The sequence below is a fragment of the Plantactinospora veratri genome (assembly GCF_036421995.1).
Classification (GTDB): Bacteria; Actinomycetota; Actinomycetes; order Mycobacteriales; family Micromonosporaceae; genus Plantactinospora; species Plantactinospora veratri.
In genome coordinates, this window is sequence record NZ_JAZGQL010000005.1 from 404,019 (window position 1) to 421,266 (window position 17,248).

Below are 17,248 nucleotides of genomic sequence, written 5' to 3' on the forward strand. Positions count from 1 at the left end.
GGGCAGTCGCGGCACATAGCACAGTCATCCCTTGATCGTCCGGCCGTCCACAGGGCCCCTGGTTGTCCACAGGTGAGGGTCTCGGGCCGTTGCGTCGAAGCCGTTCCGGGCACGGTCGGGAGCATGCCGATGCCGCGAGACAGCTTTGCCGGACCCCGCCGATGAGTTACGCCAAAGTGCTCTGCGTGGGACTGGTCGGGGTCACCGGGCACGTCGTCGAGGTCGAGGCCGATCTGGCCACCGGCCTGCCCACCGTCGTACTGTCCGGACTTCCCGACACCGCCCTCAACGAGGCCCGGGATCGGGTGCGTGCCGCGATCGTCAACTCCGGTCAGCGCTGGCCGAACCGCCGGATCACCGTCAACCTGCTGCCGGCGACGCTGCCGAAGCACGGATCGGCCTTCGACCTCGCCATCGCGGCGGCGTTACTCGGCGGCTCGGGCGAGATGCCGCTCGCTCCGCTGGACCGGGTCGCCGTCCTCGGCGAGTTGGGCCTCGACGGGACGGTCCGACCGGTCCGGGGCGTACTGCCGATGGTCGTGGCGGCGGCCCGGGCCGGCATCACCCGGGTGGTCGTACCACTCGACAACGCCGCCGAGGCGTCGGTCGTACCCGGCGTACGGGTCCGGGCGGTCGACACCCTGCACCGGCTGGTTGCCTTCATCCGGGACGGTGCGCCGCTGCTCGATCCGCCGTCCCCACCGGCGACGTCGCCCCGCCCCGGACCCGACCTCGCCGATGTCGCCGGGCAGGGGCTCGGTCGGCGCGCCCTGGAGGTGGCCGCCGCCGGCGGTCACCATCTGGCCCTGTTCGGGCCCCCGGGAGCCGGCAAGACGATGCTGGCCGAGCGTCTCCCCTCGATCCTGCCCGAACTGGACGACGAGGGCGCCCTGGAGGTGACCGCGCTGCACTCGATCGCCGGTCTGCTGCCTCCGGACGGGCAACTGCTGCGCCGACCGCCGTTCCAGGCCCCGCACCATACGGCGACGATCGCCTCGCTGGTCGGAGGCGGATCGGGGCTGGCCCGGCCCGGTGCGGTGTCGTTGGCGCATCGCGGGGTGCTCTTCCTCGACGAGGCCCCGGAATTTGTCCGGGGTGCGCTGGAGGCACTGCGCCAGCCGTTGGAGAGCGGCCGGATCGTGCTGGCCCGTTCCCGTGGCGGCACCGAATATCCGGCCAGGGTGCAACTGGTCGTGGCGGCGAATCCGTGCCCGTGCGCGAAACCCTCCGGCGACGTCTCGTGTGAGTGCACCCCGCTGGCACGTCGCCGCTATCTCGGCCGGCTCTCCGGGCCCCTGCTGGACCGGCTGGACGTGCAGGTCAGGGTGAGCCCGCTGCGGGCGGCGGAACTGATGGCCGCCGAGCAGAGCGTCGAGTCGTCCGCCGTGGTCGCCGAACGGGTCGGCAAGGCGCGGGCCGCCGCCGCTGCCCGGTGGGCTGCCGGCGGTTGGCGGGTCAACGCCGAGGTACCGGGTCCGCAGCTGCGCCATCCCCGGTGGCGGTTGCCGGCGGACGACACCCACGCGCTGCGCCGGCTGCTCGACAGCGGCGTCCTCTCCGCCCGTGGCTTCGACCGGGTGATCCGGCTGGCCTGGAGCATCGCCGACCTCGACGGTAGGCAGCGCCCCGACGCCGGAGACGTGGACGAAGCGACCCAACTCCGCACCGGGAGCCTCGCATGACCAGACCCGTCCGCCCCGCTCCGGCCACCCCGAGTCGTGACTCCGCATCACCGGCCACTCCGACACGACCACCGCTCCCCCATTCGACGGCGGAGGCTTCCAGCCAGCCCGACACCGGCCGCGTCCTGCCGTCGACCGACCCGATTCCCGGGCTGGAGGAGCCGGTGGCGATGGACGAGGAGAGGCTGGCACGCATCGCTCTCACCTGGCTCTTCGAGCCCGGCACCCGAGCGGTGTTCCGCCTGGTACAGCAGTTCGGGGCGGTCGGCGCGCTGCGCCGTCTGCTCGCCGGCAAGGTCTCGGACCACCGGCTGCGGGCAACGGTCGAGTCCCGGCTGGCCGCCGGGGACCCGTGGCAGGTCGCCCTCGACGCCGCCGAGCAGACCGAACGGCTCGGTGCGCGTGTGGTGACACCCAGCGACCCCGAGTGGCCGGCCCGGCTGCGGGGCCTGGACCGGCTGAACCTGCCCGGTACCGATCGCAGGGTCGACCAGGAGACGGCGCCGCCGCTCTGCTTCTGGGTGCGCGGTGCCTGGCCGCTCGGGGAGGCGTTGCAACGATCGGTGGCAGTGGTCGGGTCCCGGGCCGCCACCCCGTACGGGCTGCACGTCGCCACCGAGATCGCTTTCGGCCTGGCGGAGCGGGACTGGACCGTCGTCTCCGGCGGTGCGTTCGGCATCGACGCGGCGGCGCACCGGGGCGCCCTGAATGCCGGTGGCCTGACCGTGGCGGTACTCGCCTGCGGTGTCGACCGGCCCTATCCGGTGGGAAACACCGCCCTCTTCGACCGGATCGCCGACGTCGGCCTGCTGGTCAGCGAATGGGCGCCCGGGGCGGAGCCGCTGCGGCCCCGGTTCCTGATTCGCAACCGGGTGATCGCCGCCGCGACCGCCGGCACCCTGGTGGTCGAGGCGGCGGCCCGCAGCGGTGCGACCCAGACGCTGCGGCGGGCGATCGCGCTGAAGCGGCCCGCGATGGTGGTTCCCGGGCCGGTCACCTCCGCCATGTCGGTCGGGGCGCACGAACTTCTCCGCGAATATCCCGAGACGCGACTGGTCACCGGCGTGCCACACGTGCTCGAGGAGGTAGGGAGGATCGGTGCCGACCTCGCACCGCCGGTTCGTGGTCCACAGAGGCCACAGGACGGGCTCGATGACGACTCCGCGCTGATCCTGGAGTCGGTTCCGCGACGCGGCCCGGTCGGCCCGGACGTCCTCGCCGCGCGGACCGGGCTCGACCTGCGTACCACCCTGCGCAAGCTCTCCCTGCTGGAACAGCTCGACCTGGTGCTCCGCCGCGATGACGGGTACCTCCTCGCTCCGGCGGCGACCCGAGCCGGCCGCGCGGCATCTGCCGGGCCAGCCCGATGACCATGGCCGCGACGTGCCCGAGGCGAGCCGTCGACCTCGACCGCAATACCGGTGACGGGCAGATCTGCGGCGGGCCGGCTTGACGTACCCCAGGTTCGGGGCCCACCGTCGCAGGTGATGAGCGAGCCCAGTCGCAGCACCCGTGCCCGGCACGAGGCCCTGACACCGGCCTTCCGGGAGAGCGTCGACGATTTCGCCCAGCACCTCGCATCGGTCGAGAACCGGTCGACGCACACCGTCCGGGCGTACGTCGCGGACGTGGTGTCGCTGCTCGACCATGCCGGCCGGATGGGTTGCACCGAGCCGCGAGAGCTGGACATCACCGTGTTGCGGAGCTGGCTGGCGAAACTGCGTACCCTGGGGGCCGCCCGCGCTTCGCTGGCCCGCCGCGCCGCGTCCGCGCGTACCTTCACCGGCTGGGCGCACCGGGCCGGGCTGCTGGACGCCGACATTGGTGCGCAACTCGCCAGCCCCAGGGCACATCGGGAACTGCCTGCTGTGCTCCGGCCCGACCAGGCCAGCGAGCTGGTGGACGCGCCCGGCGGGGCCGCTTCCCCGGAATCGTCACGGGACCGGGTGGTGCTCGAACTCCTCTACGCCACCGGCATCCGGGTCGGCGAGCTGTGCGGTCTGGATCTCGGTGACGTCGACCAGGCCCGGCGGGTGCTCCGGGTCCTGGGCAAGGGGGCCAAGGAACGCACGGTGCCCTACGGGCTGCCGGCGCAGCGGGCCCTCGACGACTGGCTCCGGATCGGCCGGCCACATCTGGCCGGGCCGGAGAGCGGTACGGCCCTGCTGCTCGGGGTACGCGGCGGGCGGCTGCAGCCCACAGTGGTACGCCGGATCGTCGCAGACTACGCCCGTGTCACGGGTCTGCCCCGGATCAGCCCACACGGGCTGCGGCACTCGGCGGCCACCCATCTGCTGGAGGGCGGTGCCGACCTGCGTACGGTGCAGGAGCTTCTTGGCCACGCCACGTTGTCGAGCACACAGATCTACACCCATGTCTCCGTGGAGCGGCTGCGAGCTGCCTACCGCCAGGCACATCCTCGGGCCGACTCCCCGACCTGACGTCCGGCGACGATGCGGCGGCCACCGCCGGATCACGCGTTCCAGGTCGGTACCCGATCGATGCCGGGCTACGATCACCGAATGAGCACTGCGGGGCCGCAGCCGCCCGTGCCGATCCCCGGCGCCCGACTGCTGTTCTCGCTGGATCCCGGCGTCGCCCACCTCAACCACGGGTCGTACGGGGCGGTGCCGATCGGCGTGCAGCGCGCTCAGCAGCGGCTGCGCGACGAGACCGAAGCCAACCCGATGCGGTTCTTCAACCGGGGACTCGTCGACCGGATCACGCACGCTCGTCGACACCTGGCCGGCTTTCTCGGTGCCGACCCGGACGGGACGGCTCTGGTCGGCAACGTCACCCTCGGCGCTGCCGTCGTGCTCCAGTCGCTGCGGCTGGAACCCGGCGACGAGGTGGTCGACACCGATCACGGGTACGGCTCCTTCGCCCTCTCCATCGAGCGGGAGGCACGCCGGACCGGTGCCGTCCGGCGCACCCTGGCCGTACCGCTGACCGCCACGGACGAGGAGGTCGTCGAGATCGTCCGAGCCGGCATTCGGCCCGGCCGCACCAAACTACTCATCGTCGACCAGCTCACCTCCTCCACCGCCCGGCTGTTCCCGGCGGCGGCGATCGCGGCAGTGGCCCGGGAACGCGACATCCCGGTACTGGTCGACGGTGCGCACGCGCCCGGCATGCTGCCGACTCCGGTGCGGAGCATCGGCGCCGACTTCTGGATCGGCAACCTGCACAAGTGGGGGTACGCCCCTCGGGGTACCGCCGCACTGGTGGTCGCGCCCCGCTGGCGCAACCGGATCGAGCCGTTGGCCGTCTCCTGGGAGCAGGAGACCGGCTTCCCCAGCCGGGTCGAATGGCAGGCGACGCTCGACTACACCGCCTGGCTCGCCGCGCCGGTGGGCGTGTTCACGCTTCGTACGCTCGGGTTGGAGCGGGTCCGGGCGCACAACGCGGAACTGGCCGCGTACGGGCAGCGGGTGGTCGGGGCAGCTCTCGGGGTCGCGCCGGCCGACCTGGTCGACCCCGGCGGGCCGACGGTATCCATGCGGATCCTCCCCCTGCCGGCCGGCGTCGCGACCACCTTTCCCGACGCGGTAGCGCTGCGGCAGCGGATCAGCGACGAACTGGGCGCGGAGGTGAACGTCAACCCCTGGCGCGACCGGGGTTGGCTGCGGTTGTCCGGCCAGATCTACAACCGGGCGGAGGAGTACGACCGGCTCGCCGAGCGCCTCCCTGGCCTGCTCGGCACGCTCTCCTGACCGCCGGTCCGGACGGTGTCATCGACCGGCGGCACCGGCCGGAGGCTGTGCCGAGACCGGTAGCAGGCGGACCCGGCCGAGGCCGAGGAGCAGCAGGGGATCGAGGTACTCGTCGCCGCGCCGCAGGCCCCAGTGCAGGCACGCCGCTCCGGCGGCCGTGCAGCCTCGGTGGCCCGACTGGAGCACACCGAGTGGATCTCCGGCCCGGACCGCGTCGCCGGCCGCCAGCCCGGACCGCACCGGCTCGTAGGTGGTGCGTAGTCCGTTGGCGTGGGCGACGCTGACCAGCGGGCGGTCGGCCACCGTCCCGGCGAAGAACACCACGCCCGGCCCGGCGGCCCGCACGGTGGCGCCGGGCGGCGCGGCCAGGTCGACGCCCCGGTGGCCGGCCGCCCACGGTCGCGGCGGCGGGTCGAACCGGCGGACGACCGGGGGCACGCCGTCGAGCGGCCAGCGGAACCTTGCCGGGCTGCCGACGTCCCGGACAGACCTGCCGGTCGGGTCGGTCTCGGCCGCCGGTGGCGGTGCCAGCGCCAGCAGCAACACCGAGAGCAGGATCGCCGGTCCCGCGCCGTGCCATCTCCTCGTCATGGTCGTGCAGCGTCGCGCCACGCGTGCCCCCTCGCAACACCCCGAACCGCAGCCTGTGCACAACCAGCACACCTGTGGAAAACGCCCGCGACCCCCGATGATCTGCTATGCCCAGCCCGGCGACCGTCTCGGCGCCGCGACGGCCGAGGATTTCTGGAACCCGAACGGCAGCGGCTGCCGCTGTGCCGAGCGTCGGGACGAGCGGAAACTCCGTGGTGGGTGCCGAACCGGACATCCGGCGCCCCCAGCCACCCCCGCCGAGACCGTGTCGTCCGCCCGTGAGCTGGGCGGCTCCGTCCCCGTTCAGCCGGCTCGCCTAGGCTGGACGGCCGGAGGCGGGCCGCACCCGCCGCCCGGAACGACGGAGGAGCGGCGATGACCACAGTGGACGACGTGAGCCGGCCTTCCCGGTTGGCCGATCCCGACGAGGGCATCAGCATCGAGGAACTGGGACTCGCCGCGCGCAACCACGCGCTGCCGCTGGAAGCGCTCCGCTACGACGTCACCCCGGTGGGCCTGCACTACCTGCTCATCCACTACGACATCCCGGACCTGGACCCGGGTCGGCACGCGCTGACCATCGACGGCCGGGTCGACCGCCCGCTGGCCCTCGATCTCGCCGCCCTACGGGAGCGGCCCACGGTCACCCGGCGGGTCACCCTGGAGTGCGCCGGTAACGGTCGGGCGCTGTTGACACCCCGACCGGTCAGCCAGCCGTGGCTCTCCGAGGCGGTCGGCACCGCCGAATGGACCGGGACGCCACTCGCTCCGCTGCTCCGGGAGGCGGGGCTCGCCACGGACGCCGTCGACGTGGTGTTCACCGGCGCCGACCACGGGGTGGAACGCGGCGTCGAGCAGGACTACCAGCGCGGCCTGCCGGTGGCCGAGGCGTTGCGCGAGGAGGTGCTGCTGGCGTACGAGATGAACGGCCTCCCGCTGCTCCCCCAGCACGGCGCGCCGCTACGCCTGGTGGTGCCCGGCTGGTACGGCATGGCACACGTCAAGTGGCTGACCCGGATCACGGTGCTGGACCGGGAGTTCGACGGCTACCAGAACGCGGTGGCCTACCGGCTGCGCAGCTCCGCCGACGACCCGGGCGTCCCGGTCACCCGGATCGAGCCCCGGGCCCTGGTCCAGCCGCCCGGCTTTCCGGACTTCATGTCGCGGACCCGGGTGGTACGCCCCGGATCGTGCACGGTGCAGGGCCGGGCCTGGTCCGGGCACGCTCCGGTGACCGCCGTCGAGGTGACCACCGACGGTGGTCTCAGCTGGGCGCCCGCCACCCTCGATCCGGCCGCCGGGGCCGAGGGGCTGGGCTACGAGGCAGACCCGGTGCCGGCGGGGCAGCGGGAGCCGGCCGCGCGCGGACCGGTCGACGAGCGCTGGGCGTGGCGCCGCTGGCGGTACGAGTGGCCGGCGACCCCGGGCCGGTACACGCTCGGCGCCCGGGCCACCGACGCGTCGGGGCGTACCCAGCCGATCGAGCAGCCGTGGAACCGGGGTGGGTTCGCGAACAACCTGGTGCAGCGGGTGGAGGTCGTGGTCACCGAGGACGACTAGGCCGTCGGCTCCGCCGGTACTCCGGCGCGAGCTGCCGGTGCGGCCAGCGCTGATCGGCCCGCCGAAAGGCAGGTGATCATCAACCGCCGAATCCAGAATCAGCGGGAAGGGAGATGTCCGGCTTTTCGAGTTCTTCGACGTTGACATCCTTGAAGGTCATTACTCGGACATTTTTCACGAAGCGCGCCGGCCTGTACATATCCCAGACCCAGGCGTCGTGCATTTCCACCTCGAAGTAGACCTCGCCGTCGGAGTTGCGGACGTGTAGATCAACCTGGTTCGCCAGATAGAACCGCCGCTCGGTCTCCACCACGTAGGAGAACTGGCGAACGATGTCGCGGTACTCCCGATAGAGCTGCAGCTCCATCTCGGTCTCGTACTTCTCGAGATCTTCCGCGCTCATCCCACTCCGCCTTCCATGGCCACATCTTCCCCCACCAACGTTGACGGCCGAAGCCGCTCGCCCAACGCCACGCCGACGGTACCCCCTGCCCGGCCCCCGTGCGCCATCGACTCGATCCCACCCAGCTGCGCCGGACGCCGGGAACGCGGCGGCCGGCCGACCCGGCCGGAGACGGTCGCGACGTTGACGTACGAGAAGCGATGTTCCGGACACGGACCGTGACGTTCCAGCGCGGCGCTGTGCTCGGCGGTGATGTATCCCTTGTGCTCGGCGAAGCCGTACCCCGGGTACTGGTCGTGCAACTCCACCATGATCCGGTCTCGGGTGACCTTGGCCAGCACGCTCGCCGCCGCCACGCAGGCGGCAACCTGGTCGCCCTTCCAGACCGCCAGCCCCGGCACGCCCAGCCCGTCCACCCCGAAACCGTCGGTCAGCACGTAGTCCGGAACCACGGCGAGGGAGGCCAGCGCCCGGCGCATCGCCGCCAGGTTGCACACGTGCAACCCCCGGGCGTCCACCTCCGCCGCCGGGATGACCACCACGGCGTACGCCAGCGCCCGGGCCACCACCTCGGCGTAGATCCGCTCTCGGGTGGCCGGGGTGAGCAGCTTGGAGTCGGCCAGCCCCTCGATCTCGCCGCGCCGGCCCTCCGGCAGCACCGCCGCGGCGGCCACCAGCGGGCCGGCACAGGCTCCCCGGCCGGCCTCGTCGGCCCCGGCGACCTGCGGGAAGCCGCGTCGCCGCAGCGCGCGCTCCATGGCGTAGATGCCGCCCTCGCGGCGGATCACGGTACGGGGTGGGGTCAGCACCGCTACTCGCTCTCCAGCGCCCGGAGCAACAGCTCGGGCAGGTCGGTCGGATAGAACCGTTCCGTCGTCCGCTCCAACTCCTCGATCGACCACCAGCGGTGGGTGTCGATCGTCTCCTGCTCGACCGCGTCGAACCCGGTCGTGTCCACCGCCCAGGCCGCGACCCGGACGAGGAAGAAGTGCTGTTCCTGGCGGAACCACTGGCCACCGAAACTGAACTCGGTCGTCTCCTGCCAGACCGGCTCCCCGAACTCGGCCGGGCCCAGCCGCAGACCGGTCTCCTCGGCCAGCTCGCGGGCGGCGCCGGCCGCCGGCGTCTCGTCCGGATCCAGGCCGCCGCCAGGGGTGAACCAGTAGCAGTGTTCGGGGCGGGCCGGATCCCAACCGTGGAACAGCAGCACCCGACCGTCGGCGTCGACCAGGAGCACCCGGGCGGCCTGGCGGGGGCTGAACACGGTCACCCGGTCAGCCTAGCCTCGTCCGCGTCCGGCTCGCCGCCGGCCGCGCGGCGTCGGTCAGCCCTGCGGATCCGGAATCGCGCCGTAGGAATCGGGTACGGAGAGCCAGGTGGCCCGGCCGACCGGCCAGAAGACGGTGAAGGCCCGCCCCACCACCGACTTCTCCGGAATCGTCGCCACCTGGATGTCCTTGCGGCTCTGCTGCCAGTGCTCCAGCGAGTCGCCCGAGGCGGAGCGGTGGTCACCCATCACCCAGAGTCGCCCCTCCGGGACGGTGATGTCGAACTCCTCGTCGGCCGCCGGATCCCGCACCCCGTTCTCGGTGAAGATGTACGGCTCGTCCAGCGACTGGCCATTGATCATCAGGCGGTCCTGCGGGTCGCAGCAGACCACCCGGTCACCGCCGACCCCGATCACCCGCTTGATGAAATCCTCACCCTTCGGATTGCCGGTCCACTGGGTGGGCGCCTTGAATACGATGATCTCGCCCCGGTGCGGTGACCGGAAGTCGTAGACCAGCTTGTTGACGAGCACCCGGTCGTAGATGTCGAGAGTGTGCTCCATCGACGGCGACGGGATGTAGAAGGTCTGCAGCACGAACGCCCGGACCAGCACCGCGACCAGGATGGCCACGCCCACCAGGATGGGCAACTCCCGCCAGAACGAACTGCGGGGCTTGGACTTGTCGGTCTGCTCGTCAATCACGGGTGGAGCCTACGATGCCGAGTCCCGCGAAAGCGCCGGGAACGCGCGGTAACGAGCAGAGAGCCCAAGATTGGCATAGCAATTGCTATTTCTCCCGTGTCTGCGCTGTTTTGCGGACTGTCGACGGGCGCTTCCCCGGGGGCGGATGCCGCCGCCGGTTTCGGCAGTTTGTCGAAGCCGTCCGGCACCGGCAACGAACTCCAGTGTCCGAACGGCCAGACGACCACGAAGGCCCGGCCGATCACGTTCTCGATCGGTACCGGACCCTGGCAGCGCGCGTCCTGCGACACCAGTCGGTGGTCGCCCATCACGAAAATCTGGCCCGCCGGGACCACCACCTCGTCGAACCGCCGCGACCGGCATTCCTGACGGTTGGGCGGGACGTCCAGTGGAGAGTTCTCCAGCACGTACGGCTCGTCGATCGGGGCACCGTTGACGGTCACCCGACCCTGGTCGTCGCAGCACTGCACCCGGTCGCCGGGCAGCCCCACCACGCGCTTGATGAAGTCCTTCTCGCCGGGCCGGCTCACTCCGACCAGGTCTCCGATCGTGCGGCCGAGCTTGGCCACGAACCCCGGATCGGCCTCCTCGCGGACCTCGGGCGCCCAGGCCGCCGTACCCCGGAACACCACGATCTCGCCACGGGCCGGGTCGCGCACGTCGTAGACGATTTTGTTGACCAGGACCCGGTCGCCGATCAGCAGGGTGTCCTCCATGGACCCCGAGGGGATGAAGAACGCCTGGAGCAGGAAGGTCCGGATCAGGACCGCGAGGCAGAACGCCACGATCAGCAGTAGTGGAAGCTCCTGCCACAGTGGCATCTGCTTACGCGTACGGCGGGATCGTCGGGGCCGACGACGCCACGGTTCGACATCGTCCTCGTCGTCCACCCTACGCACCACGCAACTCCCCGGTCCCGAGATACAGCGCCATCACCACTGGTTGGTGACGGGCACCGCGAGCCGAAGCGCGGGGCGAACGAGCGACCCCGGCAGTCGCCGGGGTCGCCGCGTCTCGCGTCTGCCCGTGCGGCCAGCGTAGTCGGCGTTGGCCGGCTCGGCACCCCGCGATCGGCGTCGCTCGCGGTCAGCGGGAGGTCAGCCGACCCGCTTCTCGCGCTTCTCCTTGATCTTGGCCTTCTTGCCGCGCAGCTCACGGAGGTAGTAGAGCTTGGCCCGGCGTACGTCACCACGGACCATGACCTCGATCCGGTCGATACCCGGGCTGTTGATCGGGTACGTCCGCTCCACCCCGACCCCGAAGCTGATCTTGCGTACGGTGAAGGTCTCCCGCAGGCCCGCTCCGTGGCGCCGGATGACGACACCCTCGAAGATCTGGACCCGGGACCGGCTGCCCTCGATGACTCGGGCGTGCACCTTGACGGTGTCACCGGCCCGGAAGTCGGGCACGTCGGTCCGCTGCGACTGGGCGTCGAGGGCGTCCAGGGTGTTCATCGCTGCATCCTTGAGGACTCACGGCGCACCGGGCGTCGGCGCGCGGATGGGTGATTCTGATCTCCACGGCGGGGCCCGGCAGGGCAACCCCGGCGGAGATCCTCGCAGCCGTCCGTGGCACGGGCGACTGCGGCAACCCCCCTACTTTGCCATATCGTCGGCCGGGGGCTGAAATCCGGCCCCGGTCAGGGCGGCGACATCCCGCTTGTCCAACTGCTCCGCCGGCAGCGCGGCGAGCATGTCCGGCCGGCGCGCGGCCGTCCGGACCAGCGCCTGGTCGCGCCGCCACCGGGCGATCCGGCCGTGGTCACCCGAGCGCAGGATCTCCGGTACGTCCTGCCCGCGCCAGGTCGGCGGCTTGGTGTAGACCGGCGCCTCCAGCAGACCGTGCGCGTGCGACTCCTCGGCGAGCGAGTCGGCGTTGCCGAGTACCCCGGGGAGCAGGCGGGTCACCGCCTCCATGATCACCAGAACCGCGACCTCGCCCCCGAAGAGCACGTAGTCGCCGAGCGATATCTCGGTCACCGGCATCCGGGTGGCGGCGTGTTCGAGGACCCGCTGGTCGATCCCCTCGTAGCGGCCGCAGGCGAAGACGAGGTGCGACTCGGCCGCCAGCTCGTGCGCCACCGCCTGACTGAACCGGGCACCGGCCGGGGTGGGCACCACCAGCCGGGTCCCGGACTCGTCGCCGGCCGGCACCAGGGCATCCAGCGCCTCTCCCCAGGGCTCGGGGCGCATCACCATCCCGGGCCCGCCGCCGTACGGGGTGTCGTCGACCGTACGGTGCACGTCGTGGGTCCAGGTCCGCAGGTCGTGCACGGCGACGTCGAGTACTCCGGCCGCCCGGGCCCGCCCGATCAGGGAGAGCCCCAGCGGGGCCAGGTACTCGGGAAAGATCGACACCACGTCGACGTGCATGTAAGGAAGGGCCCCCTCTTATCGCATTCTGTATAGGAAGGGGCCCTTCCTATCAGAACTCCCCGCTCAGAGATCCAGCAGGCCCGGCGGCGCGTCCACCACCACCCGGCCGGCGGCCAGGTCCACCTCGGGAACGATCGCCTTGACGAACGGGATCAGCGCGGTCCGCCCCTCGGGGCGGCGCAGCACCAGCAGCTCCGAGGCGGGGGCATGGTCGATCCGGGCCACCTCGCCGAGCGGCTCACCGGTCGGGGTGACCACCGCCAGACCGACCAACTGGTGATCGTTGAACTCGTCCGGGTCGGCCGGGTCCGGCAGGTCGGCGGTGTCGACCCAGAGCAGGGTGCCGCGCAGCGCCTCGGCGACGTCTCGGTCGTAGACGCCGTCGAAGCTGACCAGCAGCTTGCCCTGGTGCCAGCGGGTGGCCTCGACGGTGAGCTGCTCCGGCACCCGGACCAACTCCCCGTGCTCGGTGACCGGGGGCGGCGCCGCCGGGCCGCTGCCGGAAGCCGCCGCCGGGTCGGTGCGCAACACCGCCCCGGCGGCGAACCGTGCCTCTGGATCGTCGGTCCGCACCTCCACGGTCACCTCACCGCGGATGCCGTGCGGACGGCCGATCCGGCCGACGATCAGGAGCATCGGGATCCGCGGGTCAGTACGAGTCGACGATGTCGACGCGTACGCCACGGCCGCCGATCGACCCGATCACCTGGCGCAGCGCCTTGGCGGTACGGCCGGAGCGACCGATCACCGTACCCAGGTCCTCAGGGTGCACCCGCACCTCCAGGCGCTTGCCGCGCCGGGAGTCGACCATCCGGACCCGTACGTCGTCCGGGTGGTCGACGATGCCCTTGACCAGGTGTTCGAGCGCCGGCCGGAGCGCCACGTCAGGCCTGCTCGCCGGAGTCCGCACCGGCCTGCTCCTCGGTCTTGGGGGCCTCGGCGGGTGCCGCCTTGGCCTCGGCGGGCGCCGCCTTCGCCTCGGCCGGTGCCGCCTTCGCCTCGGCGGGCGCCGCCTTGGCCGCCTTCTTCGCCGGCTTGGCCGACTCGGTCAGCCCGGCCGCCGCCTTCGCCTCGGCCTCGTAGGCCGCCGTGCGGTCGGCCCGCTCCGGCGCCACCAGCAGCGGCGGCGGGGCCGGCAGGCCCTTGAACTTCTGCCAGTCGCCGGTCTTCTCCAGCAGGCGCTGGACGGCCTCACTCGGCTGGGCGCCGACAGAGAGCCAGTACTGCACCCGGTCCGACTTGACCTCGATCACCGAAGGGTGCTCCTTCGGCTGGTAGATCCCGACGAACTCGATCGCCCGACCGTCACGCTTGGTACGCGAGTCGGCGACGACGATGCGGTATTGCGGGTTGCGGATCTTACCCATCCGCAGGAGCCGGATCTTTACGGCCACAGTGTGTTCGCTCCTGTTGCGATTCTCACCGTCCCGGACACGGGCGGTGCGCGGGTGAGAGCCGACCGGCACAGTGGGGTTGAGCCGGGGACTGCTCGATGGACTGGCGACACGCCCGGGTTAGAGGGCGCCGGACGCGCGCCGGATACCAGCGACCCATTCTGCCAGACCCGGCCCGGGAACCTCACACCGGCCGGCGAACTCGCCGACAGCCTCGCCGACGGGGCCCGCTCCGGGCGACCATGGCGGCCCACGGCCCCGGTCAGGGATGGTGGCCCTCCTCGCCCGCCCGGGGCGCGCCTAGCGGACCTCGATCACCGTCGTGCCTCTCCTTCTGGTGCCCGTACCCCGCCGCTCAGCCCTTGATCGCACCCTGGAGACCGCCGACGATCTGCTTCTCGGCGAAGGTGAAGAAGAGCAGTGCCGGCAGCATCGCCAGCGAGGTGAAGGCGAGAATTCCCGCCGTGTCGGAGGTGTACTGGCTTGAGAAGTTCTGCACGCCGAGGGGCAGGGTGTGCAGATTGGCATCGCCGAGTACGAGCAGTGGCAGCAGGAACGCGTTCCAGCTCGCCACGAACGCGAGGATCCCGACCGTGACCAGCGCGGGCCGCGACAGCGGCAGCACGATCAGCCAGAGGAAGCCGAGCCGGCCCGTACCGTCGATCGCGGCGGCGTCCTCCAGCTCGCGCGGGATGGCGGCGAGGAAGGGACGCAGGATCACGATCGTGAGCGGCAGCGCGAAGGCGATCTGCGGAAGCATCACCGCGTAGTAGGAGTTGATCAGGTTCAGGTCGCGCAGCATCAGGTAGAGCGGCAGGATCGCCGCCCCGGCCGGGAAGAGCAGGCCGAGGGTGAAGAAGGTGTAGAGCGCCTCGCGCCCGCGGAAGGTGTACCGGGCCAGCACGAACGCGGCGCAGACGCCGAACACCACGACACCGAGGGTCGTACCCAGGGCGATCACCGCGCTGTTGAAGGCCTGGCCCCAGAAGTCGCTCTGGGTCAGCACCCTGGCGTAGTTGTCGAAGACCCACGGGTCGGGCAGTCCGGCCGGGTTCGCGACGATCTGCGGGGTGGTACGGAAACCGCCGACGACCACGTAGACGACCGGGGCGATCGACACGGCCGCGACCGCGAGCGCCAGCGCGTAGGTGAGCGGGTTGCCCCAGGACACCGGTCGGCGCTTGGACGGTGGGGGCAGGACAGCGTTCGCGGCCACGGTCAGTTCACCCTTCTGGTGATGGCGCCCTGGATGTCACGGCGCAGGAGGAAACGCTGGAACAGCAGCGCCGCGACGAAGGAGATGACGAAGAGGATCACGGCCACCGCGTTGCCGTAACCCCAGAGCCGGGCGAAGAAGCCGTTGTCGACCATGTAGGTCGCCATGGTGGCGGACGCGCCGAGCGACCGCACCGAGGAAACCGAGGTCACCCAGATCACGTCGAAGACCTGCAGGGAGCCGATCATCGACAGGAACATCCAGATCCGGATCGTCGGGCCGAGCAGCGGAAGCGTGATGTGGCGCTGCACCTGCCACCAGCTCGCACCGTCGATCGCGGCGGCCTCGGTCAGCTCGTGCGGCACGTTCGACAGGCCGGCGAGCAGCAGGATGATGGCGAAGCCGACGTACTTCCAGGTGAGGACGAAGAGCAGCGTCCAGATCACGATGTCGAGGTCGGCGAGCCACGCCTGCACCAGGCTGCCCAGTCCCAGCGACCGCAGCAGCGCGTCGACCGTCCCGCCGTCGGTGAGGATCAGCTTCCACATGATGCCGACGGTGACCTCGGCGAGCACGTAGGGGACGAAGACCAGCAGGCGGAAGATGGTACGGCCGCGGAAGCGCCGGTTGAGCAGCAGCGCCACGCCGAGCGCGATGGGGCCCTGGATCAGCAGCGACCCGACCACGATGATCGCGTTGTTGCGCAGCGCGTCGAGGAAGATCGGGTCCTCGAAGGCGAGGAGGTAGTTGTCGAAGCCGACGAAGTCGGTGGGCGGTCCTACCCCGCGCCAGCGGAAGAGGCTGTAGTAGACCGCGAATCCCATCGGCACCAGCACGAACATCACGTAGACGATGACCGCCGGCGTGGTCAGCCCGATGATCTCGTACCACTTGCGTCGCTTCTCGGCCCCGCGCGAGGACGACCGCCTCCGGGCAGGCCGGACACCCGCCGGTGGCGCGGAGGCGCCACCGGCGGGGTTCAGGGTTGAGTTGGTGGAGGTCACTTTCGTGCGGCCGCCTTCATAGCTTCGACGACCTGCTCGGGGGTGCCGCTGCCGGCGAAGATGGCGACGATCGCGTTGTTCATCGCGTTGCCGACGGTGCTGCCGAAGGCCGTGTCCAGCCAGAGCTGTACGTAGGTCGCGCTGGTGGTGGCTTCGTGGAGGGACTTCAGGGCGGGGTCCGTGACGCCACCCTCGGCGCCCTTGGCGACGGGCAGGCCGACGCCGGTCTCGGCGTAGCCCTTCTGCACCTCGGGGCTGAGGATGTACTTGAGGAACTCGACGCACTCGGCCGGAGCGTTCTTCGCGCAGGCGAAGCCGTCACCACCGCCGAGGGCCGCCTTCGGGTCACCCGCCGAACCGGTGATCGCCGGTACCGGGAACCAGCCGAGGAACTTTGCCAGCGCCGCCTTGTCCTCCGCGACGGTCTCCAGGGTGCCCTTGTTCCAGTCACCCATGAGTTCCATCGCGGCCTTGCCGTTGGCGAGCAGACCGTTGGCGCTGGTCGGGTCGTTCTGGCCCGGGGTGGCGATGAAGTTGGGCTGGAACGGGTTGGTGCCGATGAAGGTCTTCAGGTCCGCGCCGGCCTTCACGAAGCACGGGTCGTCGAAGACGGCCTCCTTCGAGGCCTTCTTCAGGGTGTCGACCGAGCAGGCGCGCAGCGCGAAGTTGTACCACCAGTGCGCGGCGGGCCACTTGTCACCGGCACCGAGGGCGATCGGGACGACGTTGATCGCCTTGAGCTTGGTGACGGCGTCGTTGAGCTCGTCGAACGTGGTCGGCGGGGCGGAGATGCCCGCCCGCTCGAACATGTCCTTGTTGTACCAGATGCCCTCGACGCCCATCCGGTACGGCAGGCCGTACTGCTTGCCCTCCACGGCCCAGATCTCGGCCGCGCTGCCGATGTTCTCGATCTCGGCCTTGGCCGACTCGGTGATGTCCTTGAGGTAGTCGGCCTCCACCTGCTCGCGCATCTCGCCGCCGCCCCACGCGTTGAAGATGTCCGGCGGGTCGGCGGTCAGCAGGGCGGCGGGGAGCCGGGTCCGCTGGAGCTGGTTGGTCTCGATCGCCTCGATCTCGATCGTGACGGTCGGGTGGAGCGCGGAGAAGTCCTTGGCGACCTTCTCCCAGTAAGTCTTGCCGGGACCGTCCTGGGAGGCGTTGTGCCACCAGGTCAGGGTCACGGGGTTCTTGTAAAGTTCCTCTTCAGCGGGCGCTTCGCTCTCGCCGCCGCTACATCCGGCAGCAAGGAGTGCGCTGGTCGTAAGCAGCGCCAGGACGGTGCCCGCGCGGCCTTTCATCGCCATCGAATGTCTCCTCGACTAGTCAGTCGCGGTACTC

At 71.1% G+C, this 17,248-nt stretch carries 19 protein-coding genes; 5 read left to right on the top strand and 14 right to left on the bottom strand.

Annotation, left to right across the window (positions count from 1 at the left end; genetic code table 11):
• Positions 1-161 precede the first annotated feature (161 nt).
• The 4 genes from V1634_RS08015 to V1634_RS08030 all read left to right on the top strand — a co-directional run bounded on the left by V1634_RS08015 (position 162) and on the right by V1634_RS08030 (position 5,395).
• Complete coding sequence (locus V1634_RS08015; protein WP_331207104.1) at positions 162-1,682, top strand: YifB family Mg chelatase-like AAA ATPase; 1,521 nt, start codon at positions 162-164, stop codon at positions 1,680-1,682.
• 170 nt (positions 1,683-1,852) lie between these two features.
• Positions 1,853-3,052 (top strand): DNA-processing protein DprA, encoded by a 1,200-nt coding sequence (locus V1634_RS08020; RefSeq protein ID WP_331207105.1) that lies wholly within the window; start codon positions 1,853-1,855, stop codon positions 3,050-3,052.
• 117 nt (positions 3,053-3,169) lie between these two features.
• Positions 3,170-4,123, top strand: a complete 954-nt coding sequence (locus tag V1634_RS08025) for a tyrosine recombinase XerC (protein WP_331207106.1) — start codon at positions 3,170-3,172, stop codon at positions 4,121-4,123.
• Positions 4,124-4,204: 81 nt separating this feature from the next.
• Positions 4,205-5,395, top strand: coding sequence for an aminotransferase class V-fold PLP-dependent enzyme (locus V1634_RS08030; protein ID WP_331207107.1), 1,191 nt, complete (start codon positions 4,205-4,207; stop codon positions 5,393-5,395).
• Positions 5,396-5,413: 18 nt separating this feature from the next.
• On the opposite strand, the gene V1634_RS08035 is transcribed toward V1634_RS08030, so the two are convergent.
• A complete protein-coding gene (locus tag V1634_RS08035) occupies positions 5,414-5,986 on the bottom strand; it encodes a murein hydrolase activator EnvC family protein (protein WP_331207108.1) in 573 nt (190 codons plus the stop codon).
• A gap of 375 nt (positions 5,987-6,361) precedes the next feature.
• Here V1634_RS08035 and V1634_RS08040 point away from each other — a divergent pair, with 375 nt between their 5' ends.
• Entirely contained in the window at positions 6,362-7,546 is a 1,185-nt protein-coding gene (locus V1634_RS08040; RefSeq protein ID WP_331207109.1) for a sulfite oxidase, read from the top strand.
• A 79-nt stretch (positions 7,547-7,625) separates the two neighbouring features.
• Here V1634_RS08040 and V1634_RS08045 read toward each other — a convergent pair whose 3' ends face one another.
• The 13 genes from V1634_RS08045 to V1634_RS08105 all read right to left on the bottom strand — a co-directional run bounded on the left by V1634_RS08045 (position 7,626) and on the right by V1634_RS08105 (position 17,091).
• Positions 7,626-7,949 (bottom strand): DUF2469 domain-containing protein, encoded by a 324-nt coding sequence (locus V1634_RS08045; protein WP_007075222.1) that lies wholly within the window; start codon positions 7,947-7,949, stop codon positions 7,626-7,628.
• On the bottom strand, positions 7,946-8,758 hold the full coding sequence (locus V1634_RS08050; protein WP_331207113.1) for a ribonuclease HII: 813 nt from the start codon (positions 8,756-8,758) through the stop codon (positions 7,946-7,948). Before V1634_RS08050 ends, V1634_RS08045 begins: the two co-directional genes overlap by 4 nt.
• Positions 8,759-8,760: 2 nt before the next feature.
• A complete protein-coding gene (locus tag V1634_RS08055) occupies positions 8,761-9,219 on the bottom strand; it encodes an NUDIX hydrolase (RefSeq protein ID WP_331207114.1) in 459 nt (152 codons plus the stop codon).
• Between the two features lie 54 nt (positions 9,220-9,273).
• On the bottom strand, positions 9,274-9,921 hold the full coding sequence (gene lepB, locus V1634_RS08060) for a signal peptidase I (RefSeq protein ID WP_331207115.1): 648 nt from the start codon (positions 9,919-9,921) through the stop codon (positions 9,274-9,276).
• Positions 9,918-10,823 carry a signal peptidase I gene (gene lepB, locus V1634_RS08065; protein WP_331207116.1) on the bottom strand — a complete coding sequence of 302 codons (906 nt, stop codon included), beginning with the start codon at positions 10,821-10,823 and terminating at the stop codon, positions 9,918-9,920. Before lepB (V1634_RS08065) ends, lepB (V1634_RS08060) begins: the two co-directional genes overlap by 4 nt.
• A gap of 195 nt (positions 10,824-11,018) precedes the next feature.
• A complete protein-coding gene (gene rplS, locus V1634_RS08070; protein WP_331207117.1) occupies positions 11,019-11,375 on the bottom strand; it encodes a 50S ribosomal protein L19 in 357 nt (118 codons plus the stop codon).
• Positions 11,376-11,516: 141 nt separating this feature from the next.
• Positions 11,517-12,293 (bottom strand): tRNA (guanosine(37)-N1)-methyltransferase TrmD, encoded by a 777-nt coding sequence (trmD, locus tag V1634_RS08075; protein ID WP_331207118.1) that lies wholly within the window; start codon positions 12,291-12,293, stop codon positions 11,517-11,519.
• Positions 12,294-12,359: 66 nt separating this feature from the next.
• On the bottom strand, positions 12,360-12,932 hold the full coding sequence (gene rimM / locus V1634_RS08080) for a ribosome maturation factor RimM (protein ID WP_331207119.1): 573 nt from the start codon (positions 12,930-12,932) through the stop codon (positions 12,360-12,362).
• Positions 12,933-12,945: 13 nt separating this feature from the next.
• Positions 12,946-13,206 carry an RNA-binding protein gene (locus V1634_RS08085; protein WP_199853371.1) on the bottom strand — a complete coding sequence of 87 codons (261 nt, stop codon included), beginning with the start codon at positions 13,204-13,206 and terminating at the stop codon, positions 12,946-12,948.
• Positions 13,181-13,690: a 30S ribosomal protein S16 gene (rpsP, locus tag V1634_RS08090; protein WP_331207120.1), complete on the bottom strand. Its 510-nt coding sequence runs from the start codon at positions 13,688-13,690 to the stop codon at positions 13,181-13,183. The genes V1634_RS08085 and rpsP overlap by 26 nt, the downstream gene beginning before the upstream one ends.
• A 355-nt stretch (positions 13,691-14,045) precedes the next feature.
• Positions 14,046-14,912: a carbohydrate ABC transporter permease gene (locus V1634_RS08095; protein ID WP_331207359.1), complete on the bottom strand. Its 867-nt coding sequence runs from the start codon at positions 14,910-14,912 to the stop codon at positions 14,046-14,048.
• Positions 14,909-15,910 carry a carbohydrate ABC transporter permease gene (locus V1634_RS08100; protein WP_331207121.1) on the bottom strand — a complete coding sequence of 334 codons (1,002 nt, stop codon included), beginning with the start codon at positions 15,908-15,910 and terminating at the stop codon, positions 14,909-14,911. The genes V1634_RS08095 and V1634_RS08100 overlap by 4 nt, the downstream gene beginning before the upstream one ends.
• The gene (locus tag V1634_RS08105; RefSeq protein ID WP_331207122.1) at positions 15,907-17,091 is read right to left on the bottom strand and encodes an extracellular solute-binding protein; all 1,185 of its coding nucleotides are present in this window, start codon (positions 17,089-17,091) and stop codon (positions 15,907-15,909) included. The genes V1634_RS08100 and V1634_RS08105 overlap by 4 nt, the downstream gene beginning before the upstream one ends.
• Between the last annotated feature and the right edge of the window lie 157 nt (positions 17,092-17,248).